Origin of the sequence: Cellulophaga sp. HaHaR_3_176 (assembly GCF_019021925.1) — a bacterium.
Classification (GTDB): domain Bacteria; phylum Bacteroidota; class Bacteroidia; order Flavobacteriales; family Flavobacteriaceae; genus Cellulophaga.
This window is the reverse complement of the sequence record NZ_CP058990.1, coordinates 2,500,755-2,526,116: the sequence shown is the minus strand read 5'-3', so window position 1 is coordinate 2,526,116 and position 25,362 is coordinate 2,500,755. Positions and strand designations below refer to the sequence as shown.

At 30.5% G+C, this 25,362-nt stretch carries 26 protein-coding genes; all 26 read right to left on the bottom strand.

The features are described 5' to 3' along the window. Positions 1–131: 131 nt before the first annotated feature. The gene (locus H0I23_RS11190; protein WP_216783387.1) at positions 132–869 is read right to left on the bottom strand and encodes an SDR family oxidoreductase; all 738 of its coding nucleotides are present in this window, start codon (positions 867–869) and stop codon (positions 132–134) included. Positions 870–873: 4 nt separating this feature from the next. Then, positions 874–1,677, bottom strand: coding sequence for a haloacid dehalogenase type II (locus tag H0I23_RS11185; protein WP_254073594.1), 804 nt, complete (start codon positions 1,675–1,677; stop codon positions 874–876). A 49-nt stretch (positions 1,678–1,726) separates the two neighbouring features. After that, positions 1,727–2,329 carry a TetR/AcrR family transcriptional regulator gene (locus tag H0I23_RS11180; protein WP_216783386.1) on the bottom strand — a complete coding sequence of 201 codons (603 nt, stop codon included), beginning with the start codon at positions 2,327–2,329 and terminating at the stop codon, positions 1,727–1,729. A 158-nt stretch (positions 2,330–2,487) separates the two neighbouring features. Then, entirely contained in the window at positions 2,488–3,177 is a 690-nt protein-coding gene (locus tag H0I23_RS11175; protein ID WP_216783385.1) for a hypothetical protein, read from the bottom strand. A gap of 128 nt (positions 3,178–3,305) precedes the next feature. Further along, positions 3,306–4,517: a bifunctional alpha/beta hydrolase/OsmC family protein gene (locus H0I23_RS11170; protein ID WP_216783384.1), complete on the bottom strand. Its 1,212-nt coding sequence runs from the start codon at positions 4,515–4,517 to the stop codon at positions 3,306–3,308. Between the two features lie 270 nt (positions 4,518–4,787). Continuing rightward, a complete protein-coding gene (locus H0I23_RS11165) occupies positions 4,788–5,225 on the bottom strand; it encodes an RbsD/FucU family protein (RefSeq protein ID WP_216783383.1) in 438 nt (145 codons plus the stop codon). Positions 5,226–5,324: 99 nt separating this feature from the next. Beyond that, positions 5,325–6,095 carry an SDR family NAD(P)-dependent oxidoreductase gene (locus H0I23_RS11160; RefSeq protein ID WP_216783382.1) on the bottom strand — a complete coding sequence of 257 codons (771 nt, stop codon included), beginning with the start codon at positions 6,093–6,095 and terminating at the stop codon, positions 5,325–5,327. A 250-nt stretch (positions 6,096–6,345) separates the two neighbouring features. Next, entirely contained in the window at positions 6,346–7,932 is a 1,587-nt protein-coding gene (locus tag H0I23_RS11155) for a sulfatase (protein WP_216783381.1), read from the bottom strand. A gap of 505 nt (positions 7,933–8,437) precedes the next feature. After that, a complete protein-coding gene (locus H0I23_RS11150) occupies positions 8,438–8,953 on the bottom strand; it encodes a DUF1648 domain-containing protein (protein WP_216783380.1) in 516 nt (171 codons plus the stop codon). 70 nt (positions 8,954–9,023) lie between these two features. After that, positions 9,024–9,386 carry a DUF427 domain-containing protein gene (locus H0I23_RS11145; protein WP_216783379.1) on the bottom strand — a complete coding sequence of 121 codons (363 nt, stop codon included), beginning with the start codon at positions 9,384–9,386 and terminating at the stop codon, positions 9,024–9,026. A gap of 168 nt (positions 9,387–9,554) precedes the next feature. After that, positions 9,555–9,962: a hypothetical protein gene (locus H0I23_RS11140; RefSeq protein WP_216783378.1), complete on the bottom strand. Its 408-nt coding sequence runs from the start codon at positions 9,960–9,962 to the stop codon at positions 9,555–9,557. A 122-nt stretch (positions 9,963–10,084) separates the two neighbouring features. After that, a complete protein-coding gene (locus tag H0I23_RS11135; protein ID WP_216783377.1) occupies positions 10,085–10,753 on the bottom strand; it encodes an imm11 family protein in 669 nt (222 codons plus the stop codon). A gap of 200 nt (positions 10,754–10,953) precedes the next feature. After that, positions 10,954–11,361: a hypothetical protein gene (locus H0I23_RS11130; protein WP_216783376.1), complete on the bottom strand. Its 408-nt coding sequence runs from the start codon at positions 11,359–11,361 to the stop codon at positions 10,954–10,956. Positions 11,362–11,763: 402 nt separating this feature from the next. Beyond that, the gene (locus H0I23_RS11125) at positions 11,764–13,275 is read right to left on the bottom strand and encodes a hypothetical protein (protein WP_216783375.1); all 1,512 of its coding nucleotides are present in this window, start codon (positions 13,273–13,275) and stop codon (positions 11,764–11,766) included. 159 nt (positions 13,276–13,434) lie between these two features. Beyond that, the gene (locus H0I23_RS11120; RefSeq protein ID WP_216783374.1) at positions 13,435–14,253 is read right to left on the bottom strand and encodes a hypothetical protein; all 819 of its coding nucleotides are present in this window, start codon (positions 14,251–14,253) and stop codon (positions 13,435–13,437) included. A 4-nt stretch (positions 14,254–14,257) separates the two neighbouring features. Further along, entirely contained in the window at positions 14,258–14,830 is a 573-nt protein-coding gene (locus H0I23_RS11115) for a hypothetical protein (RefSeq protein ID WP_216783373.1), read from the bottom strand. 357 nt (positions 14,831–15,187) lie between these two features. Further along, the gene (locus H0I23_RS11110) at positions 15,188–15,838 is read right to left on the bottom strand and encodes a peroxiredoxin-like family protein (RefSeq protein WP_216783372.1); all 651 of its coding nucleotides are present in this window, start codon (positions 15,836–15,838) and stop codon (positions 15,188–15,190) included. A gap of 63 nt (positions 15,839–15,901) precedes the next feature. After that, positions 15,902–16,699 carry a S9 family peptidase gene (locus H0I23_RS11105; protein ID WP_216783371.1) on the bottom strand — a complete coding sequence of 266 codons (798 nt, stop codon included), beginning with the start codon at positions 16,697–16,699 and terminating at the stop codon, positions 15,902–15,904. A 116-nt stretch (positions 16,700–16,815) separates the two neighbouring features. After that, entirely contained in the window at positions 16,816–17,790 is a 975-nt protein-coding gene (locus H0I23_RS11100; RefSeq protein WP_216783370.1) for an MBL fold metallo-hydrolase, read from the bottom strand. Positions 17,791–18,196: 406 nt separating this feature from the next. Next, the gene (locus H0I23_RS11095; protein ID WP_216783369.1) at positions 18,197–21,448 is read right to left on the bottom strand and encodes a two-component regulator propeller domain-containing protein; all 3,252 of its coding nucleotides are present in this window, start codon (positions 21,446–21,448) and stop codon (positions 18,197–18,199) included. 370 nt (positions 21,449–21,818) lie between these two features. After that, a complete protein-coding gene (locus H0I23_RS11090; RefSeq protein ID WP_216783368.1) occupies positions 21,819–22,139 on the bottom strand; it encodes a hypothetical protein in 321 nt (106 codons plus the stop codon). A gap of 322 nt (positions 22,140–22,461) precedes the next feature. Then, positions 22,462–22,833: a cupin domain-containing protein gene (locus H0I23_RS11085; RefSeq protein WP_216783367.1), complete on the bottom strand. Its 372-nt coding sequence runs from the start codon at positions 22,831–22,833 to the stop codon at positions 22,462–22,464. Positions 22,834–23,036: 203 nt separating this feature from the next. After that, the gene (locus H0I23_RS11080; RefSeq protein ID WP_216783366.1) at positions 23,037–23,432 is read right to left on the bottom strand and encodes a hypothetical protein; all 396 of its coding nucleotides are present in this window, start codon (positions 23,430–23,432) and stop codon (positions 23,037–23,039) included. Between the two features lie 117 nt (positions 23,433–23,549). Continuing rightward, a complete protein-coding gene (locus H0I23_RS11075) occupies positions 23,550–23,978 on the bottom strand; it encodes a hypothetical protein (protein ID WP_216783365.1) in 429 nt (142 codons plus the stop codon). Positions 23,979–24,191: 213 nt separating this feature from the next. Then, positions 24,192–24,854, bottom strand: coding sequence for a hypothetical protein (locus tag H0I23_RS11070; protein WP_216783364.1), 663 nt, complete (start codon positions 24,852–24,854; stop codon positions 24,192–24,194). A gap of 26 nt (positions 24,855–24,880) precedes the next feature. After that, on the bottom strand, positions 24,881–25,138 hold the full coding sequence (locus H0I23_RS11065) for an immunity 17 family protein (protein ID WP_216783363.1): 258 nt from the start codon (positions 25,136–25,138) through the stop codon (positions 24,881–24,883). Between the last annotated feature and the right edge of the window lie 224 nt (positions 25,139–25,362).

The window sequence follows — 25,362 nt, the reverse complement described above, 5'->3', positions numbered from 1 at the left end:
TAATAAATGCTATATTTTTTTAGATACGTACTTCGTATTTTATTTAATCAAACTTTAATACTAATATTTTAGTTTATTAAAAAAGGGCATTACATGATTGCAATACCCTTTTTAAAAATGAGCAAGCTATACTAAACCAATGCGCCATTTGCACCAATCACTTGTCCTGAAATCCATTTAGAATCATCACTAGCTAAAAACAAAACAACTTTTGCAATATCAATTGGTTTTGCTAGTCTGTTAAAAGCATTCATGGCACTTAGTTTCTCAATCTGTTCATCAGATTTGCCTGTTAAAAACAGTTCAGTTTCAGTAGCTCCAGGTGCAATTGCATTAACAGAAATACCTCTTCCTATTTCTTTAGAAAATACACGAGTCATTTGTTCAACAGCTGCTTTAGTTGCAGAATAAAGCGCATACGTTGGTAGCATTAATTTTGTTGTACTTGATGAAAAGTTAATGATAATACCATTGTCGGCTAATTTACTATCAGCTTCTTGTAGCGCATTAAAAATTCCTCTTACATTAACATTAAATTGTTTTGTAAAATCATCTTGAGTGTTATCTTTTAATTTCTTTGAAATCATGGTGCCGGCATTATTTACCAAAACATCAATTTTTCCGAATGCTTCTATTGCTTTATCAAATAATAATGTCACTTGATCTCTGTCACTAACATCAGCTTTTACAGCAATAGCTTTTCCTCCGTTTTCTATAATTTCAGAAACTGTAGCATCTGCTTCTTTCTGACTATTCGAATGATTTACTACTACTTTAGCTCCATTTTTAGCCAATAGAATAGCAACTTCTTTACCAATTCCTTTTGATGAGCCAGTTACAATGATTACTTTATGTTCTAATTTTTGCATGATTTTATTTTAAGGCGATTAACTTATCTGTAATTAATTTCAAATCCGATTCATTAAATTCAGGTTTTTCAGCAAGTGGGTAAAGTTGAGCTCCTGGTCTACTAATAAATGCTCCTCGCCAATTAGCCCAAAGTGCACCTGCAATGTCCCAACCATGAGCAGCAACTAGCATACACTCGCTTGGTTGTATCCCCATTTTTCTAGCAGCCCAATCATAAGCATCTGAATGAGGTTTAAATTTACCAATATCTTCAATACTTAATCGTTCATCAAAATATTGAGTTAAGCCTGCATTTTTAAATTGAGTTTCGACACCTTTGTTAGATGAGTTTGTAAAAGAAACTAATTTGTAACCTGCGTCTTTTAATCTTTTTAAAGATTCTTTTACCTCTGGATGAGCAGGTAAAGAACGTATAGGAGTGAGTATAGATTCTCTAGCTTCTTCTTCAGTTAAGCTAATATTATTGTTTGCAGCTACCATTTGTAATGCTGCTGCTCCAATAATTCCAAAATCATTGTATTGCCTTCCAACAGTCGAAACTAGGGAGTATTGTAACATTGTGGTAAACCAAAGCGATAATAAATCAGGTCTGCCACCTAAAACCTCACCTACGCTTTTTTTCATAGCTGTTAAATCTAATAAAGTTTCGTTTACATCAAAAAATAAAACCTTAGGCTTTGTACTTAAATCTTGGTTTTCTTTTTTTGTTTGAGCTGCGAAACCAAATTGTGGAATTGCTGCACCACCTAGACCTACTATCGCAGATTTTTTCAAAAAATTCCTTCTTTCATTTGTCATATCAATCATATTATTACGTTAAAAACATACGTATCGGTATGTTTTTAGATTAAAAAAATTAAACTTTTATTTGCTTTAAGTATAATGAAAGCCCTTCTATATATTCTTCCAAAATAAGGTCATTGTCATACAACTTACGTATACCTCTAATACCTTCAAATGAACTAATTAAATAAATAGCAACTGCACTACTAGAAATCGATTCTCGAATTGACTTTTCACTTTTACCTCGTTCTATTAACTGTACTAAAGCAATTTTCCATTGTTCAATAATACTTTTTAAAGCATTTTGATAAACAATTTCATTATCACCAATTTCGTTTATCAAATTATTCATAGGGCAACCATGTTTTTTATCATAAAAAGGAAATGCCTTTAAGCGTTTTGTAAAAACATGCTCCAATATCTGAAATGCGTTACCAGATTTTTTTAGTGGCGTTATCATTCCGTCAACAACTCTTTTTTCAACTTTAAGGCTAATAACCTCAAGTCCTAATTCTTGTTTGTTTTTGTAATGATGATAAAAAGCACCTTTGCTCATAGTAGTAGCTTTCATGATTTTATCGATACTAGTTGTTTTAAAACCGTTTTCGTAAAATAAATTAAAAGCCTTATCAATAATTATTAGCTTGGTATTTTCAGATTTTAAATCTTGCTGCATACTACAAATATAATAAAAAAGTACAAGTAGTATGTTTTTGTAATTTAAGTTCGATTATTTTTCATGCTGTAATTTTTTAATGATATAACACTACCTATAAAGCAAAACAGCACAAAATTTAATTTGTGCTGTTTGATATTATAAATAGATAATTTTTTTTAATTCATTTTAGGGTCAGAACGCAATACACCTTCATTCGTGTGTACATTACCTACTTCTGTTACAACTGCACCTTCTGGACCAGCAAATTGCCAGTGAGATGATTCTGCTTCAACTAAAGATGCAAAATCTCCTTCTTCAGCTTCAATAATATGGTTTGTAGTCACTTTTCCATCCCAATGGGTATGTGGTACGACAACTTCCGGAAATTCATCTCTGTTATTATCACCTACACCAGCAATATAACTTTTTCCATGTCTTACAAGCCAACCTTCCATTTTTACAGGATTTCCATTAGCAGCTATGTGTTTATGTTCCCCTAACATTTGATTAGGTAAAAGAAATATATCCATTAGCATATATTTATCTTCTTCGTTATTTACAAACATTACAGATGCTAAGCCTAGCTCTAAATAATTACCAACATTATAATCTGTAACCCATATTTTTTCTCTTAAGCCATCAAAAATTGGATAATTATGATATTCAAGTACTTCCAATAAAGCATCTTTTGCTTTCTCTTCAAGAAATTTTCCTTGATCATCGTAAAACTGTTCATTTGTAAATTTTAATTCTTTTTTGGTATCCTTTGTAGTAATTTCTGTAGTTTCTTTTTTATCAGCTTTATTAGCACAGCTATTAAATAAAAGGCCGCAGATTAAAGAGGAAACTAAAATTATTTTACGCATAAATTATTTTTTAAAAAATTAAATATTTGATTTTTTAAAGATAATTCTTATGCTTTTATAAGAAAAATAAGTGATAATTTTTATTAGCTCATTTCATTCAATTGATAACTCCAAAACTAAAAACTAGTTTAGTTGACCAAGTTAGAAGTTACAACAACAGATTTATGAAGTGTTTTATGAACAGGACATTTATCAGCAATCTCAAGTAGGCGTTTTTTTTGTGTATCATCTAAATCACCTATTAGTTCTATATTTTTTTCAATGTGATCGATTTTAGATTTTTTTTCATCACACTCCATACAGTCTTTTATATAATCTTTGCCGTGTGTAAGATGTACAATTACTTCTTTTAAATCCCATTTTTTCAGGTCAGCATATAATCGTAAAGTCATTGCTGTACAAGCTCCTAAAGATGAAAGTAAAAGATCATAAGGTGCAGGGCCAAAATTATTACCTCCAACACTTTCAGGTTCATCTGCAATTAGTGGATGTCCGGCGGCTAAAATTGATGTGGTAAGACTTTTATTCCCAATTTTTACCACAACTTGTTTTGATGTTGTGAGTTTCTTTTTGTCTTCTTTTTTGATATATCTTGATGCCCATTGCGCAATTAAATTACCAACATAGGCAGAATCTTCTTTATCTGATAATAAATGATCAGCACCATCTAATGACACAAAGCTTTTAGGATGCATCGCCTCAGTATATATTTCAGCAGCATTTTTTATACCAACAGTAGTATCTTGTGGAGAGTGCAATATTAAAAGGGGTTTTCGTAATGATTTTACAATATCACCCATATTTTTATTCGAAATGTCATCAATAAATTGCTTTGAAATAGCAAAGGGTCTACCTCCAATATCAACAGTTGCTTTGCCATTTGCTTCAATTTCTTCAATACCACTTTTAAAAAGGTGTTGAACATGTTTAGGAGAAGAAGGTGCTCCTATTGTTGCAACAGCTTCAACTGAGCCTATCTCCTTTGCGGCATAAATTGCGGCAGCACCACCTAATGAATGGCCAATAATTAATTTAGGTGCTTCTAATTCGATAGCCATATAATTTGCGACATCTTCTAGGTCTTGAATGTTAGAAGAGAAATTTGTATCTAAAAAGTCACCTTCACTTTGTCCGAGACCTGTAAAATCAAAACGAATCACACCAAAACCATGAAGCGTTAACGCTCTTGATATATTTCTGACTGGAGTTAAATTTTTATTACAAGTAAAACAGTGAGCAAATAGGGCATAGGCAATAGGGTGTTGGTTTGCTGGTAACTCAAGTTTGCCAGATAGTATTACTCCTTTTGAGTTTTTGAATGATATTGTTTTATTTTTCATGTAGGTAGTACTTTTAAATGGCATGTATAGCCAAGTATGTAATTTAGTAAATAAAAAAAAGATTTGAAAGGGTGAGGTATTTTTTAACGAATACTTGAATGTTCTTACTAGTACCAGTTTTTCAAATTTCTAATCTCTTTTCAAGAGATGATTTTACTATTTGATTTAAAGTCATAAAAAAACCACTTTGAGAAAATAAAGTGGTTCTAAATTATTTATTCGAAATGTTTTTAATGATTAACTGTATAGCCTAAAACTAAAACTAAAGTATTAAAAGTTACTTTCTTCAGCCATTTTTACAACCCCAACAGTCAGTATCAAATTAGCAAAACGACGTTGTTCACCTGTTTGAATAATTAATGTTGTGTTTGGATTTCTTATCTGATCATAAAATGCCCAACGCTCCATAACATCCCAAGTAACATCATCACCTAATAATTTTTTATATGAATCGTGTATTTCAGCATTTGCTTCAATAGGTTTTTCCATAACTATAGCACCTTGAACAGGACAAACTTCTAATATGCCTTCGAGTACTGTAAGAGCATCTAATAGGCCTGGACGAAAATTGAGGTGTACGGTAGTTGAGTTAGAGCCTGTCATGGCTCCAACAGGTAAATTACCGTCAGCAATAACAACTTGTGCAAAATGCCCTGAGCGAGCAAGAACTTCCATAATTGTTGGGTGTATTACTGGAGTCTTAAGCATAAATTTATGTTTTCAATACTAATTAAATTTAAAATAATGAGGTAAAATAGCTCTTAATGATTTCTTGTTTTATAACAGTCAATTAAAAACTAATGGAGATTACATATTGTAAACACCACCATTTATATCAAGCGTGGCACCAGTAATAAAACCATCGTATTCAGATGCTAAGTATAAAACCGCTCTAGCTACATCATCTGCATTACCTGCTCGTTGTATTGGAATACCGGCTGTTGTTGCTGCCGCTGATTCTTTTGTTGTATGGGTATTATGAAATGAAGTACCAAGAATTAGACCCGGAGAAACAGCATTAACTCTAGTACCTTGAGGCCCTAATTCGGTAGAAAGTGCTCTTGTAAATGTTAAGATGGCTCCTTTACTAGTAGCATAAACTAATGATCCTGGATGGCCACCTTTACGCCCAGCAAGTGATGCTAAATTAACGATACTACTATTTTCATTTTTTGCAAGATGTGGAGCTGCCGCTCGTGTTACGAACATCATAGACGTTAAGTTAATGTCCATTACTTTATGCCAAAATTCAGATTCCATTTCATTTAGCATTTTACGCGCAACAAGTGAGCCTGCATTGTTGATTAGAATATCTAAACCACCAAATGCTTCTATTGTTTTTTCAACCATAGCATTAGCATCTGCTTCTTTTGTTAAGTCGCCACTTATAACAACTGCTTTTTGTCCTTTACTAGCAGCATATTCTTTTAACTCATTTGCAGTATCTGCACTAGAAAAGTAGTGAATAGCAACATTTGCACCATTATCAATAAAATGTTTTGTAATTGCCTCTCCAATTCCTTGAGCACCAGCAGTGATAAGAACATTTTTTCCGTTTAATTTAGTATTGCTTTCCATGTTATTTTAAATTCTAATAAAATTAATAATTATTGTAAAAATCACTACCTGTGCAAATTGAAGAGACCTCTTCGTTTTTTACAAATATAATATAATAGCTTTTGAAATTTAAAACAGAAATAAGAGTGTCTTTTTTCTTCTAAAGTAAATGTTTTAAAAATGAGAAGTTTAATTGTGTTTTTTAAATTTTTATTCGAGGTGGTTTTGATTAATCTCTTTTTATTTTAAGATTGTTAATTATATGTATTAGCTATTTAGAATTTAACTGAGTATTGCTAGGTTTTGCGTTTTTCCAGCCGCTAGCAAGTTTTTCAGATAAAGCTTTTATAGTTTTACTGAGTGATTTTTGCGCAGCAATATTAACGGTCTCATTCGGGTCGTTTTCTCGATCAAACAATTCAAGATTTTTTAATTCTCCTCTAGTTCCAGTTGTATTATCCCATGAGTACCATTCTATATAATGGTATTTTTTGGTGTTTAAAGAATACCCCATGTACCTCTTTCCATCGGCAGCATGTTTTGGTCTGCGATGAAACTGACTAAAAGCAGCATCTTTCCACGGGCGTTTAGGGTTTTTTATCAAAGGCACAAAACTTGTTCCTTGCATATAATCAGGAACTTCTATTTCTGCTAATTCACATAGTGATGGGAACATATCTATTAGTTCGGTAATTTCAAATGTTTGAGCACCTCTATTTTCTTGGTTCGGATAACGAATAATCATAGGAACCTGTAGGTCAATATTATAATTGGTCATTTTTCCCCAGCTGTTATGCTCGCCAAGTTTCCAACCGTGATCTCCCCATAGTATAATAATGGTATTCTCGTAAATGCCTATATCTTTCATATGAGATATTAGATTTCCCAATAAGGCATCAACATAGCTGACACTAGCATAGTATCCGTGTTTCAATTTTCTAGAGGTATCTTCATCCATTCGGTATGATGATTCAGGATGACCAATTTGGTTGAACCCATCATAATGTCGCAATTCATACATAGAATTCATGGTATGACCTGGAGCATTTTCAGGAACATTTTGATTTGCTGCCAGAGGAATTTTATTAGGGTCGTATAAATCCCAATATTTTTTAGGAGCAGTAAAAGGTAGGTGTGGTCGAAAATAACCAAGGCCCATATAAAAAGGAGTATCGTTTTTAGCTAGGCGTGTTAATGTTTTTTTTGCTAATTCGGTTTGTGCTCCATCATAATACATTGTGTCATGTACAGCAGCAGCTTCCCAAGCTGGGCCAGTATTCCATCCATCAGCATACCTTTCGGGTCTAAGTTTTAATAAAGAATCTCTTTTAATAGCTTGCGAACGGTTGACTTCTTCACTGATATAAAATGTTTCACCATCTCTCTTTAACCAATCTGATTGTAAATATTGAGCAGGGCGCAAGTCTGGCTCGTCCCAAGAAATAGAGTCGGGCATATAATTATGAAAAATTTTACCGAGGTTAACAGTATGGTATCCAAATTTCGAAAAATGTTGCGGCATGGTAACTGTATTCGGGTTGATGTTACGAAACTTATCTCCAAGGTGCCAAACACGAGTGGAGTCGGGTCTTATGCCTGTCATTAAACTTGCTCGCGAAGGAGCGCAAACTCCTACTTGTGAAAAAGTTTGCCTAAAGGTCATTCCTTCAGAAGCGAGCTGATCAATATTTGGGGTAATAGCCGTAGGATCTTCGTAAGCACCCAAAGTAGGTCGAAGATCATCAATTGATATAAATAGAATGTTAGGCTTAATAACTTCTTTTTTTGGTTTTTCACAACTGAATATTATTAAAAGCGAGAGCGTGAGTAACAAATATGAAGTATAATATTTTTTCATTCCTATTTAATAGTTTTATGCTTTAATATTTATTTTTAATTAAGATTTTTTTCAAGATTTAATAAGCAAAATAAATAACCATACCCAATAAAAATAAAATAGTGCTTATTGGGTGACCATTTTTAATGGTATAATCTTTTCCAATCATCAACCAGCCTAAAGTTAGTATTAATATTGAAAATAGTATTTTATTTTTTTTACTCTTTCGTAAGATGCGAGGTAATAGTTGTAGCTAAAATATAGCTTGGTAAAGATTTTATGTAATTTGTTAAAAGCACTAAAGCTTGTGTTAATTATAACTTTTTTTGGCAATAGCTTTTTTATTTTTTTAGTTCCTTACGAAATAATTCGGCGAATTTTTTTCGATCAGTATCACTTTCCAATATACTCTGTAACCATATTTGAGGTTGTTCAGTCGCGTTTTTATATTCCTTATATTTTGGACTTTTAAATTCTTGAAAGTCATACCAATTCTTTTCAAGAACATGTTGAAGTTTTGTAGTAGCTAATGGTTTTTCTTATTTGAATTTATTTTCATTGCTTTAATAAAAAAGTATAAAGTTGGAATTATAAATAGGCTTATTGTAAGGGGTAAAAACCAAACTCCAAGTCCATCAGTATTGCCATTCGTATGTTGTAAAGTCATTACTAATATAAGTCCAAAAACAAATGCGATTATTAATTTCAATACTCTAATCATTCGTGTTGCATTGGCATATTGACTTAGTGCGTTTTCGTTTGTAATGGTTTTTGGATAATTAAAAATGTGTGGATTTTTATTAAGCATTGTCATTCCAAAAAAAAGAATCGTTCCAATAAAGGGTAAAACAAAAATAGTATTCTTTCCTCCAAATCCATCTGCTTTTCCGGCCGCGTTAAAATGAGTAGGAATTGATTCTGGTAAGTCCGAAAAACTTAGTATTGCTAAAAGCCAAGTACCTACGAGTAATGTCCAACCAGTAATTTCAATTACCTTATCAGTATTTGCTAAGTCTAATTTTATTTTAGGTTTCTCTCTCATAATTTTTTTAAAAAAAACTTGTTTTTCACTTCACTTTTTTGGTGTTGATTTTTTTAGTGAGATTTGGTGCTCAAATAGGCTCAGAGATAAACGTAATGTACTCCATGTTGAAAGCAACATAGCCTTTGATTTTTTTAGAGCGAGGTAATGTATCTTCATAGCTCCAAGCAAAATAGTTGTCTGTAAAATCACCATCAACATTCCAATATGAGGCATCTCCCTTAATAGGGCAATGACTTTGACGATTTGGTTCTGGTTTTAATTTAATTAAAACATCTTCTTTTGGTAGATAAAATACAGGATCATAGACACTTTTTCCAACCTCTTTTAAGATTAAGGCACTTGTTGTTTCAGCTATTACCTTATTCAAATATTTTAGAGTTAATTTTCTTTTATAGTTGTCGATAACGGTATAATGTCTTTTTTCTTCCATTTTTGTTGTTTGTTAAAACTATATGCCCTTTTTTGTTTTTGCTCCTTAATATGATAGGTAACAAACCAAGTATGGACCATTATGTTATACTAAAATAAGAATTTTATACACTCTAATTAGTGTAAAGTATATTTTTAGGATCCTATACGTAACTTAATTCAATATAAATTAACGATGTTGCTCAATCTTATTACGCTTTACAATTACGGGAGAATCACTAGAGGAACCAATTATAAGTTCATCATTAGTCCATGTAATGGTGTCCCACTTATGATAAGCCTCTTCAATTGTTGACACAGAACCAAGTGGTATGTTTTCAAAATAATTATGGTTGCCAACATGAACTTTACAACTAACATCAAAACCGTTTTCTGACTTTTCAATTAGTATTACAGCAACATAAAAGCCTAAACCATATTTCCATTCAGGACTACGACTTATAAGAACGACATCTGAAATGTTATATGAAGGTTCTTTATTCAAAAAATCATTGAGGCTATTAAAAATAGTGCCTAGAAAAAATGAAATTAATAATAAAGAGGTGAAAAAGAGTTTTTTTTTAAGTGATTTATTCATTTAGGTATAATATTTGGAAAATAATACTGATGAACGTTTTAAAAGTCAGCATTTTTTTTGCTTTGTAAAACGAAGCTTAATGTTAAACAGCAAAACCTTGCTAGTTATAGCTTTCGTTTTCGTTAATTCTTAACAATATTCACTTCTTTAAATTCAAATGATTGAATGTTGTTTTTTTCAATTTCATACATTAATTTTTCAGATACAATAGGATAATTGAAGAGATTATCAAAAAGGTCATCCATATAGAAAAAATCCAAATTTTTAAAATTAGAGTTGAAAGTCAATTTTTCGTATATAACTATATTGTCAGTATTCATTGTGTTTTTGACTTCCTCGGCTAATTGTTCTTTATTTTTTAAGTCTAATTCCATAACTTTATTTTCTTCAAAATCATCAAATAAATAAAATTTTGAGTTGTTATAATCAATCCAATCTAAAAAGTTAGTAGAAACAATTTGAAACCAATAATAATTGTTAAGGACTTGCTTTTTTGTATCGTAATAAAATAAGTTTAGGTTATAAAATCTGTGAGTATCTATATTATGTTTTGCTAATAATTTTTTTAGTTTTTCACTCACAATAAAACCTTTTCCTCCTATATTATTACAAAACATAACATCTGTTAGCCTGTTTATATATACATTTGAGAATACAGGTTTAAAATTTGGTAGAGTAGTGTGTTCAAGTTTCGTTTCTGAATTTTCTTGGTTAGCATCATATTCCCAACTCGGATAAACTTCTCTTTCTCCAACTATTTCAGCATTCGGTCTGATTTTATAAAATTTCATTTTTGAGAGAGTGTTTTTAATGACGAACAATGTTTAATATATGGTAATTTGTGGCAGAAAATAAGCGGTTACTTTCTGTTTAGTCACAAATTAAATTTTTCTCTTTTAATACCAAATCAAAAGATTTGGAGACTATGCAAATAGATAATAGCCTTTTGGTTAAGCACTAATCGCCCAATTTGCTATATATCGTGTAGTCATTAGTTTGATTCCGCAATATAATGTTCGAATTCTTCTTTAGACACCACGTCTAAAATTGTTTGAGCTAAAACCTTCCATCCATCAACTTGTGTTATTCTTTTTTCAACATTGGGTGATTCAATAAAATAGGTAAATGACTCTTTATCATAATCATATTTCGACCAAGCGGAGGTTCCTTTAAATTTTACGTTATGATAATAATCCGTTTCAGTTTTACAATCTAAAATTCCGTATTCAATTACTTTCTTGAAATGTCCATTATGAGGTTCAGGTTTCCTCCAATATGTTGTGAATTGTTCAGATTCATATTCACTAATCTCCCAATTCGATTTTAAAGTTGGAATTTTAAGTTGTTCACGTTCTAAATTAAATTCTATTCCGTGATTTTTATTAAAGGGGATAGTCAATTCATATACTTTGTTTATTCCTAAATAGACCGAAACATAAATTAATCCTTTTATAAGTCCTTTGCCTAGAATCTTTATTGAAAGTGAAAATTCCTTCGGATTAGCTTTGTAATCGTAATAATACGCAATTATGATTGGTGTGATTATGAGGAAACCTAATATTGTTATAAATGTGTAGCTCAATGTTTATTTAAAATGTTTTACAACGTTAAGTATAAGAAATCGTAGGGCAGGTGATAAGCACTATCGTTTCGGTTTATTACTTAGCTAAATATAAATATTTTGCTTTTATCTTTTCTTCTATAAACGCCAAATTTTATATTTAGCGGACTTTGTAAATAAACACAGACCTTTCGGGTTAGCAGAAACGCCCTATGTTTTTTATACCTTGTTACCAATAGTTTATAGTTGAATGACAGGGATTATTCTTTTTTCAAACCCGTAAAAAGTTGATTCAAATCCAGTTGTCATATTTTTAGTAAAATAGTTTGGATTTGTTCCGTTCTCATCCGTCCCATTATGAGAAAAAGTAGATGACCAGTAATCCTCATCGGTAAATTCGTAAAGTACTTGGCTTCTATTTGTGAAAATAAGTCTTAATTCTTCTATTGTTGGAAGATGCCAGTCAACGAAATTTCCTGTTGTTAGATTATTACAAAAATCAGTAGCACTAAGATGAGAATATTTTTCTCTTAAATAATTTAAAACATACAGATTTGTTCCTGGAATTTCAACAATAATATTTTCTGCTTGCAAATTTTCTTTAGAAACGCCCAAATTTATTAGAGTTAATGAAGAAACGTTAGCTTCCACAATTTGTATTAAAGGTACTTCTGCATCTATTAGGTTTTGTACAGTAACACCTGCTAGTAATAGTTGTTCAACGGTAACATTTACAGCTAATAATTGCTGTATGGAAATACCTGTATCTAATAATTGTTGGATTGTAACATCAGCCGAAAGTAGTTCAGCAATAGTAACTTCTGCATCTAGTAGGTTTTGTAAAGTAACACTTGCTTGTAATAGTTGTTCAACGGTAACATTTACAGCTAATAATTGCTGTATGGAAATACCTGTATCTAATAATTGTTGGATTGTAACATCAGCCGAAAGCAGTTCAGCAATAGTAACTTCTGCATCTAGTAGGTTTTGTACAGTAACACCTGCTTGTAATAGTTGTTCAACGGTAACATTTGTAGCTAATAATTGCTGTATGGAAATACCTGTATCTAATAATTGTTGGATTGTAACATCAGCCGAAAGCAGTTCAGCAATAGTAACTTCTGCATCTAGTAGGTTTTGTACAGTAACACCTGCTTGTAATAGTTGTTCAACGGTAACATTTGTAGCTAATAATTGCTGTATGGAAATACCTGTATCTAATAATTGTTGGATTGTAACATCAGCCGAAAGCAGTTCAGCAATAGTAACTTCTGCATCTAGTAGGTTTTGTACAGTAACACCTGCTTGTAATAGTTGTTCAATAGTAACATTTGCAGCTAATAATTCTTGAATTGTATATTCATTTAAAAGTACTTCTATTTCAATACCTTCATTTAATAATTGAATTAAAGTGAAATTTTCACTAATTTGAATGGTAGTTTCTTCATAAATTTCATCTGAACCATTAGAGATAGTCCATCTTATTTTATGACTTTCAAAAAGGTTGGCACTAAATGTTGTTGTAGGGTCTGTTGGGTCCAAAAAATCACCATTTGTATTACTTTCTAAAGACCAAAAACCAGTAAGACCATTATTGAATTCAGTAGCCCTTAAAAGTACACTGCTGTCATCGATGTCATAATTTAAAATATTTATTGTGACAATTTCAGGAAGTGGTATTGGTTCATCATCTTTACTACAACTAAAAATTAAAAAGATTACAAGTGTTTGAATTAATAAGTTTTTTTTCATTTTTTTATTTAAAATTATTGGTAACGTTTATGTATAAGAATAGTTGCGTGTTTGTAACGTCTGATTTTCCGAAGGAAAATCAGACGTTACAAACACGCAACGACCTTTGTTTAAGCACTAAACCGCAATTATTTTTATACGGTGTTAGCCACAGTACTTTTATCGGATTATTTCTAAAATCTTTTCTTTTTCAGTCCATTTTATTGGTTCCTGCGTAACCTTTTCATTAAGTAAATTCATCATACTGCTCAACTTCTCTGGATGATATCCATCCGCTTTGTCATTTATGATAGATACTTTTTCTCGTATAAAACTTCTGTATTTTGATTTTTCTGAAATCTCAAAATTCACAATAGTTTTTCTTAAATCATTTGCGAAATAATATGCACTACTTCCTGTTACATAAGTCACTAAATATATATCAGAGTTTTTAGTAATTAATGCATTAAATTTTATGTTTTGTAAATCATCGAGAGGTTTTTGAAGTTTTACATTGTCATTATAATTGACTTTTAAAAAAGTATTAGCATCTTTTCGAAATGTCTCCTTTTCTTTTTCTTCCTTCTCGTCTTTGTATCTAATACCTAAAGAATTTACAGCTCCAACAACAAAATTTGCTAAATCATAAACATTTGCAGGAATATCTCTTGGATTTGAACAAGTTTTAAAATAATGTAATGTACCAGCTTTGTCAGAAGCTGTTGAAATTCCAAAACTTTGTTTATAATAAGTGAAAATCCGTTCAATTATATCATCAGATTCTTCACTAATGCTAACATCATAGTAGTTTAAATCAGTCCATCCAGCATCAGAAATAACATACTTACCTTTAATTTCTTTTATAAAAACAGATACAAACTTATTATTTAAAGTAGAAAATGGCGTGATTATTTCTAAACTCTCTCCTCTCAACTTGTAAGTTGTGAGAGAGCAGAAATCATCTTTAATTGTCTTAAATATGTCTAACAATTTATCCATTCCGCTAATCTAAAAAATCAATTCCATTTAATGGGTCAGTCTCAGGCTCAATTTCAAATAACTCTGGGTTATCGACTTTTATTTCTGGGTATTCTGTTTTTCCATTTGTTTTAATATTTGTTTCTTGGAAAAAATGACTAATTCCAAAATCCAAATTTTCTACAATTGCTTTAGCATCTTCTTCACTTTTTAAAGTATCACTTTTATAAGCAAATTCTTGTCCTTTTTCATCGTAAGTATTAAAATGAGGTGTTGTGATTTTTTGTTCCGATAGAGGTAATTCTGTTTTATTTCTATGGGCAGGACCATCGGAATCAAATCGAAAATATGGTTTTTCCGTGAAATTCGGGCAATGTAATTTAATTCCATATTTGTATAGAGATAATTTCTTTTCTACAATCAATGTGATGTTTTCATTAACAGTAAAATGGTCAATTTTTGTTGATTGTTTTAGCCAATCTCCATTATTTTTTTTCGGTTCGAGTACAATTGGATTGGTAGAGAGGTTCTTTTCTTCGTACGATAATTTTTGTAAATACTCGTAATTGTCTCTTACATCTAAATTCAGTTTACTCATTCGGTATATTGGTTTTTCGGTATTGTGGCTAACGTACGGATAACCGTACTATTACGGTTATCCGCCAATTTAGCGATATATAGTTAATAGGTTATAAAATTAAGAAAAAATACGATATTATTTTTTTTAAGTAAAATTAGAGCGTTGTAAATGAGCCATATAAATAATGTCTTATGTGTTATTTTTTTTAATAGTAAATAAGTGCAATAAAAAAAGCTCATAGAATCAATTTTTGAATCTATAAGCTTAGCGTAATAACGTGTTATTTTAATGAAGTATTTATTTGCTTTACTTTAATATTTCAGATATAAAAACGAACCATACTATTAATGAATTTTAAATAGTTTCTTGTGTAAATTAAGATAAGCTTTTTAAGGCATCAATAATCTCATCAGGCTCAGAACGTGTTCTATAATCAACATTAACATAATTCCATTTTATTAGCCCGTCGTTACCTATTATAAACGTAGCAGGTATTGGTAAAATACTACCATTACCATTATTTATTTTTTCTAAATCAAGATTTCTATCTACACGCATATGGTCTGCTAAAAACTCAGGTACCTTCCATGCCACACCATATTGCGAAGCAACTTTTGCATCTTGGTCAGATAGTACAATAAAGTCCATTTTGCTAATTTCATCATCTGTCATTGATCCGTCAGGTACTTGTGGGCTTATGGCAACTAATGTAGCGCCTAATGTATGAATATCATCTAATCTGTCTTGTAATGCCCTAAGCTGTAAATTACAGTATGGGCACCAGTTACCACGGTAAAAAGTAACCACAACTGGGCCTGTACTTAGTAATGTATTTAACGATACTGCTTTACCTTCAGGGTTAGGTAATTGAAAATCAGGAGCTTTTTCTCCGACTTTAATAGCATCATTACCTTCTTGAAAAGCTTTTGCTTGTTTGATAATAGCATCAACACCATTCATAAAATCAGGATTTGCTTTTCGTCCTGATTCAATTTTAGCATCAGTTAATTCTTTTAATTTTTTCATTTAATTATAATTCAATTTTTTATAAAATTCAGAAATCTAATTTTACGCTGAAGTTTTTATATATTATTTCTGATTACCAACGTTTCTCAATATAAAATCTACGATTGGCTTAGGGTCTTTTAAAGAATGGGGGTGATGGCCAACGCCTTCTTTTCGTATTAACTCGATATGACCACCAGCTTCTTTAAATTTTTCAGCTAATAGAGCCGTATTTTCTTCATAAGGTACCACTTTATCTGAATCGCCAAATACGTGTAAAACAGGAATGCCACTTTTTGCAATCTTTACAGAATTATGTATTGGGCTATTATCAAATGTTTTTACCGAAACCGTATCTAAATTATATGCTTTTAAACAAGTTTGCCAAGCTTCTGAATTTCCTTCTCCATTAAACATTCCGCCAGGCCAACTTTTTATATCACATACAGGAGCATCAGCATAAATACAAAAAACTTTATCTGTGTTTTGTGATGCCCAATTATATGCGATTAAACCGCCACGGCTCATACCTTCTAAAACAACTTTTTCATTAAAACCATATTCTGATACGCAAAATGCATAAAAGTCATTCCACAAATTTACAGCTTCATTATTCCCAAACAAATTAGAAACATCTATATAAACAACATGAAATCCTTTTTCTAACAATGCTTTGTCAACTTGTGGTTCATGGCCCCAAAACCTTGCCCTCCAAATCCAATTTTTATTTTTATTTTGTTTATTGGGGAAAACAACTTTTGCATCATGCCCTTTAAACGAAAATTCTTTTACTTTATATTCTGCAAATACGGTATCATTACGGAATGATGTTATTGTAATAAAAACTATAAACAGAACGAAAATGGATATCTTTTTTTTCATTATTGTATTTTTTTATAATAGCATTTTATAGGAAAAGGTTTAGAAGCCTTTATTATTTTGCCTAAACTTAATTGATAGGAGACAGCTGTCGGCCATTTGTAAAGGGGGTATGTTGGTTACAAATCATAAACATCATTAATTCTCGCAATATTAAAACCTTGATTTATTATTTTTTTTGCTTCATCACTATTTATATCAATAGTTGGGTTTGTGTGGTTCAAATGAATAAATATTACTTTATTTCTATTAGGCATATCAAGTTCATTAAAAATCTCAAGGCTTTCAATCATAAAAGGGTGTGGAATTTCAGAAATATCACGGTTGTTTATTTCTTTGCCACTATAAAAAGTAGCATCTAAAAAAGCATAATCTACATTCTTAATTTCTTCTACAATACTTTTTTTCCACTTATTCCATTTGTCAATATCAGGTATAAACAAAGCAGTTTTATGTGGGCCTTTAATGTTATAACCAACCGTTTCAGAATACTCATCTCTATGAGGTACTAAAAAAGGAGTAACGATTAAATTTGGCGAAAGTGAAATTGATTGTTCTTCTTCAATTTGAGTCAATGAAATATTTTTATTTGAAACAAGCTGGCTCCAAGGGCCGTTTGTTTCTAAATATCTTTTCATTCTAGGCATGCCAAATACAGTAACGTTTTTTGCATTAGTCGCTTCTTTTCCTAAATACATTAACCCGGCATAATGACCAATGTGGGCGTGGGTTAAAAAAATTCCGTCAACCATTTCATTCTTACTCTGAATATCATCTCTTGATAGCGCTTTCATTTGTCTTGCGATATCTGGCGTTGCCTCAAACAAATATTTTTTACTGTAGTTGTTGTCAACCAAGCCTAATGCAGCAACTTGCCTATCCTTATCAGGGTTTTTAAATAGGTCTTTACAACATTCTTTAATACAGCCTATATGTGGCGAACCTGCATCTTGAATAGTTCCAAGGACGATTAAAGAAGTGCTTTTTTTATTTAATACTTGATCTGTATTGGTTTTAGACGTATTCTTAGAAGATGGTTTGTCTGAACAAGAATAAATTAATGTTAGTACTATAAAAATAAGATAATATTTCATTTTTTATCGAATTAAGGCCAGCGGTTTAGTTTTGGTATTTCTTAATTTGAAGGTAGAATAATTTAAATTGAGAACGATTTTACGACGTTAAATTGAATTATTTAAACCTTTTTGTATCGTGTTATTTACATTTTTTAAATGTACTGAATTTTTGAATGTTATTTTGATTGTGAAGAGATGTAAACCCTGTTACTTAAAAGTAAAGGTGTATAATTAAAATAAACTGAAGTTCAGGCCTAGTACTTTTATTTTTCGATAAAATCAATTTCGAAATTGACTAACCCAATTTCTGCAGCTTGGTTGAAAAGTCAATTAAACCTAGATTGTTTTTGCGTTTATATAAGTAGTCAACAGTATGATTAAAACATCTTAGATGTAACGGCACAACCAAGGTTGTGAGAAAATGTTATGGTCTTAATTGACTAGATTTTGATATTTTAGGCAAATTGATAATAAACTCAGTACCTTGCCCAAGTTCGCTTTTTATTTTAATTGATCCCTTTAGTTTTTCAGCCAATGTTTTAACAATAGCTAAACCTAACCCATGGGAGCTTTCTCCATCAGTGGGTCTTGCAGTGAGTTTTTGAAACATTTTAAACGCCTTTTTTCTATCAGCTTCAGATATACCAGGGCCGTAATCTTTGAAAGAAATAAATATTGAATCGTTATTAGAATTTACTGATAAATCAATTTTACTTCCTTTGTTTGAAAACTTAATAGCGTTGGTCATTAAATTATCAAAAATACGAGTTACCAATTTTTGATCTGTATGAAGTATAAGAGGTTTTTTATCAATAAACGTTCTCAGTTCTTGATCTTTTTTCTCTAATCTCTTTATATAACTTTTTTCCCATTCTTCTATAAAATCAGAAAGCTCAATGTCTTTTAATTCAATTGTTTTTTCTGGGTGATTTACATTACTCATGATAAGCAAATCTGTGATTAAGCTATTGCCACTTTTAATAGATTTATTAATATAGCTAAGGTATGTTTTTTGTTTTTCATCTAAATTCTCATTGCTTTCTAATAGTTGACTAAGGCCTTGGATATTGTTAAGAGGACCTCTAAGGTCATGTGCAATAATACCAATGATTCCGTCCTTTTCTCTATGTAGTTCCTCTAGTTTTTTGTTGTTTTCTACCAGTTCCTTTGTTTGTTTGGACACTTCTTTTTGAAGCATAACTTCTGTATTTTTCAATCTTTTAATACGTAAATAATAAATTGTAAAAAGTATTCCTATAATTAATAAAATACTAAGTATTCTAAACCATAGTGTTTTCCAAAAAGGTGGTTTTATGATAATAGTTAATGATGTTTCTTGTTCATTCCAGACACCTTCATTATTGGAGCCTTTAATTTTTAAAACGTATGTTTTTGGATCTAAATTTGTAAAAGTAAGGTCATGTTTACTACCATATTCAACCCAATTATCGTTAAACCCTTCTAATTTGTATTTGTATGTATTGATTTGAGAATTTGTAAATTCTAAAGCAGAAAATTCAAAGTTTAAATTATTTTGATCATAGGGTAAGTTTATATAGTTCAATTCTGAAATATTTTTATCAAACTCTATAGGCGCATTATTAACCTTAACATCTGTAAAAACTACGTTAGGTATGTATGGATTGCTTTTGATATCTTTTGGATTAAAAATTGTAAACCCAGATGTGCCTCCTACTAGCAAATTCCCGTTTAAGCCTAGAGAATGACCACCCATATCCAGAATATTATTTCCGGGTATAGTAATATTTTTAAATTGCATATTGAGCGGGTTTGTTTGTGACAATCCATTGGGGGTTGTCAGCCAAATATTACCATCACTGCCAGGTAGAATTCCAAATATGATATCACTGGGTAGGCCGTCATCTATTCTATATTGCTCAAATTTTTCAGATTCTGGGTCAAATATTGCTAAGCCGCTTCTAGTTCCAATCCATATTTTATTGTTATTATCACGATATAAGGAACGAACTTTATTTCCAACAATACAGTTTTCGCAAGCCTCTTTATGTTCCCATAATTTAAATTCAAAAGTATTAGTGTTAAGCAAAATTAAACCTCTGTCGCTACCTATCCATATTTCTGAGTTAGAAGATTTTAATACACAGTAAGCAGTTAAGCTTGTTAAGATTTTATTAGGATTATCTTTTGTGTATACACTCTTAATTTCATTTGTAATTGTATTGTAGGTAACCATACCAGCTCCTATAGTTCCAATCAACAATATGTCATCTTCCGTTTCATATATACTTTGTATATGACCTATTCTACTTGCTAATGTGTTATTTGTAAAACCTACTTCTAAGATAAATTTATCTTGCTTTGGATCATATCTATAAAGTCCACCACTTTGCGTACCTATCCATATTTTATTATTTTTTGAACGATGAATAGCACGGATTCTCGAAATTTTAACATCACCTCTGTAACTAAAATCCTTTACATAATTTCTATATTGATTAGACTTTGGATTGAACCGGCTTAGACCATTGTTGGTTCCTATCCATATGGTACCGTCTAGATCTTGCAACATTGCTCGCACGCCATTATTAACCAGCGAATTACTATTATTATTGTCTTTTTCCCAACTACTGAAGTTTAAGTTTTTTAAGTCAAATTTGTTTAATCCGTTTCCTGTGGTTGCCATCCAGATATTTTTGGATTTATCTACGATTACATCTTCTATAGAATTACTTCCTATTTTATATGCAGAGATTCCATCAGACTTATATATTTTTATATCGTGTGTCTTTAAATTATAATTTATTAAGCCACTACCATTAGTAGATAACCATATGCTCCCATCATTGTCGTTATAAATCTTCCATATGCACATTTCGCCAATAGAATTTTTATCGTTCTCATCTAATAATACTTTTTTAAATGGTTCAGTACGTGTATTTAATATCGCTAATCCATTGTCTGTGCCAACCCACAACATACCTTTTGAATAATACAAATCATTTATAAATTCTGAAGGAAGTGCATTTTCATTGGAATCACTTAAAGTAGTTTTGGTGAATTTACCACTTGAGGGGATGAAGTAGTAAAGCCCCTGAAACTCGTCTCCTACCCAAAGGTTACCTTTGTCATCTTCAGCTACCGCTTTTATGGAATAGTCACAATTTTTACATTCTTTAGGTTGTATCCAATGCTGAAAGGTTTGCTTAGAACGATCCAGTAAATTCAATCCATTTTTTGTGCTAATCCAAATTCTTGACTTACTATCTTCGTATATTCTGTTTACTACGTCGCTACTAATAGTAGTGGAATCATTTTTTTTGTGAATAAATCTAGTTATAGCCCCTGTAGTTGTATTGTACAGGTTTAGGCCGCCACCTTCTGTTCCAATCCATATATCGCCATTAGAATCTTCTAATAAACTAGTAATCCAATTTTCTGAGATTGTGTTGCTATCCTTTGGATCATACTTGAATACTTTAGGTTTATAACCATCGTATCGGTTTAATCCATTATTGGTGCCAATCCAAATAAATCCATTAGAGTCTTCAATAAGACTTGTAGGATAATTTGATGAAAGCCCATTTTTAATTTCAATTTTCTCTAAAAATTGATTGCTAGATTGCGCATTAAGCCCCAATATTGTTAGGATGTATAATACAGAGGTTAAGAATATCCTAATGGAGAAGCGTTGCATTTATAAATTATTTTTACTGTATGATGATCCTAAATAATATCTAATTCGAAAATTAAAACTCTTTTATTATTACTTTTATTTTCCAATTCAAGAGGAGTAAAATGTTCTTACATTTTCTGTAACTCTAGTACTATTGAAATTTGTAACTCACTTAATAATTTAATTGAGTTTCAATTGCAAGTCTATGTTTCGTAATATAATTTATTACTTTATAACGGTTATATGTAAGAATAGTTGTGTTTTGTCGAAAGTATTTTCCTTATAAAAATAAGAAGTAGTAAACAGAATAACTAATGTTGTTTAAGTTAAAAATAACAAATTTTTATAAGCTGTGTTGTCGTGTTATATTTTTTTTAATTATCAACTCCAATTAAATTCTAAACGGTTTCCATTTTTTTCCAATTCCATCCCGTTCAGCTCCAACTCCAATAGGCATTTCAAATAATTCATTTAAAGTATTATCTAATTCTACTGCGTTTTTCAAAGAAATAATTTTCGCAGTTTCTTCTGCGTGATTATTTTGTCCACATAAGAATTGCCAATCTCCGTCACTATCGTGTGATGCGTATAAAATTGGGCTTTTTTCATCTGTCACGTGGTTGCAAGTAAAAACAGCTTTGTTTTCAGCATCATTAAATTTAAATTCCGTTTTATCTTTTTTTCTTTGTTTGAATAGATTAAATATGCTCATAAAAATTATTAAAGTTAATAAAGTTCACTTTGTGGTTCTTTTGTAATTTATGTTTTTCTTGTATTACACATTTACGCCGATATAGTCGTGTATAGTTAATAGCTTATAAACTTAAGAAAAAATTCGATATTAATTTTGCTAATATAATCCTCAGATATCATCATATAAATGGATTATCTGAATAATATTTTAGTTTAAGCAAGTGAGAGAAGAGTTTGATTTAATATTGCCTAAGAAAGTGAGGAAAATGATGTAATGAAAAAAAGCTCAAAGAATCAGTTTTGAATCTTTGAGCTTAGAGTAAATTATTTTTTATTTATGACTATTTGTCTCCGAAATAAGACACACCACCACCACTTAAGAAATCTTCTCTTACAGGGCTAAATGTATCAATTAGCATTCCTTCTTCTAAGCAAACTGCACTGTGTAATAAGTTAGGCTCAATGTAAACACCATCTCCTGCTTCTACGATTTTCTTTTCACCATCAATTTCAAATTCAAATTTACCTGAAACACAAAAAGTAGCTTGTGTATGAAAATGTTGATGAGGAGCACCTAATGCACCTTTGTCAAATTTTACTTTTACCATCATGATTTGGTTATCGTAACCTAAAAATTGTCTAGATACACCTCCACCAAGTACTTCCCACTCCATTTTTTTTGTGCTGATGTATTTTTTACTTAATCGTTCCATTTTCTTTGTTTTTTATAATTAATAATGATTTGAGCAAGATAATTTATTTCTAAAAAACTAGAGGTTTAAAAATTATAAATTTTGTGATTTTAATATTTTGTTAGCAACAAATTTTCTCAATATGCACAACAATAAACAAGCGCATATGTTTTTTCATCATCAAATTTTATTCTTAATTTATTGATGTTAATCTTTAATTTGTCTTATAAATAATTCAGATCAATAAACATCCAAGTATACAGGATTAATTTTAGCACAATCACTACAACAAAAGAAGCTAACAGGCTAAATAAAAACCTCTTCTTGTGGTTTTTGTATTTTGGTTTTATAAAATAAATATAAACAGGTATAAAAAGTAAAAAAGCGATTAGTGCTAAACCCATAGCTATAAATGAAAAACTTACTAGCGCTAATTCTCCTAAGAAATTAAAAGCAGAATTAGATATGGTTACTAAATCATCTAAAGAGTTAAACCCAGTATTGCTTGTGTAAATTGTGTCATTTTTTTTAAAGATGAAAATGATTTCAATAAAAAATAGTGAGATATTGAATGCTAAATATAATAGTAGCCAGATTATTTTTTTTAGTATTTTATTCATAATTTCAATACAGCTATCTCGAATAACTAATCTAGCATTATTTACAAGTATTGGTGGGGGTGAATTTTTATTCACAACCAATTTTAATTAATTCTGTCATTCTTTTATTCGGAATACCTAAGCTGTAAAGCATAGCATCCTTTCTTTTTTTAGTAAATTTAGTATTGCCATTTTGGAAACACATTTTATAAGATCAGTATTATTTTCTCCTATGTATATAGAGTCTCCGAGTTTATAACCATCATTACTGTCAGCAAAAATGGCTATATCATTTTTTATAATACAAAAATACGGGCCTAAAGTACTGGGTTTGGAATACTCTTTATAATTCGATTTTATATTTTTTATAGTGATAAGAAATTTATAAGTATCAGTCTGTTTTTCAATTCCGCAAATTACTCCTGTTACTTTCAAATCTAAATTTTTAAAATATTCAACTTCGATTTTACGTGAATTAGTAATACTTTTATTTGCAATTAAATTGATAACCGTAATTGTGATTATCATAAAGCCAACCATTAATAGCAATCCTTTTTTTCTTGACATTAAAATAAATAACGTTTTTTAAACTATTTTAAAATTGGGTTAATTCTAAAATTTGATTGCAAAGTTACCTCTCGCAACCACCATTTCCAGTAATTTGTATTTCAGAACAAGAAGGGTTATATCCATATAGTTCCTACAAAATATACATCACTCGTACAACTTGTAAAAAGTAAAGACAATATTAATGCAAACAACCTTCGATTAAATACTAAATTATGTTTTATTTTTTATTTCACTATAAACTTTACCTTTCCAAAAAAGAGCTTTTTTAGGTTCTAAAGTGTTTTTGAATTTAAAATCAAATACAGCTTTCAAAGTTCCTTTTTTAAATAGTTTGCGGTCAATTTTAATTGTTCCATTTTCAAGAGGAAAAATATTTTGACCTAAATCTCTAATGCTATTAAAATCAACCCAAACAGAGCAAAAATCGTTTTTGATTTCTATTATTAAACTGCTGTTTGTTGATACATTATTTGCCGATTTCCCTTTTATAATTTCGTTTTCCACTTTTTGAAATTCAATAAAATCTGTTCCAGAATATTCATACATTTTGTTTTCAGATTGTAAAGAGTGATTTATATGTGTTGTATCAATAATGGTATAGAATGCTTGTAATGAATCTTTATAAATTTTACCTGATTCATCTTTCATTTGATCAATTTCAGGAGGACAATCTCCATCACAACTTAATTGCCCGTGGGAGTTTTTATATATAGATTCTTTATAACTCCAATTTTCTTTGAAAGAAAAGTCGCCTTCTAAATTTTCAGTCCACTCAATCTTTATTTTTCGATTTGTGTTCGTCTTCTTTACAGCTGTTTTACAAGAATGCCCTATTAAGACTAAAAGTAATATGATAACAGATTTAATTTTCATTAGGGTAGAGGATAAGTTAAATTTTATTAATCTAAAGTTGAAAAGAACCCGACAATACCTGCAATAGCTCCTAATATAAACAAAAAGCCTTTCACAAACCTAAATGCATTATGTCCAAATATTTCATAGTTAAACTTTTGGGTACTGTTTGCAGGGTCTATTGCCCAATCTTTGTTTATTAAATTACCGATTCCGTATACTAGAAAAACAGCAGACAACAGTAAATAAGCGTACCCTGGGTTTTGTTGGAAAAAGTCGACTACTAGTTGAAATTTTTCTTCCATATTTTTAGTTTGATGTTTTAGGTTTATATGTTGTGCAAATTGTTGTTTATTTCTTTCTGCAATTGTTTAAACTTTATTTTATTAACCAGCTTTATATTTTCAATGATTTTTGACTGTTTGTCATTTGGTAATTGTTTTAGCGTTTCAATAAATGTTGGATGAACTGCTGTTTTAGCGTAAAGCCAAAGTGGGTTCATGATGCGAAGCGCTTAAAAAGAAGCTAT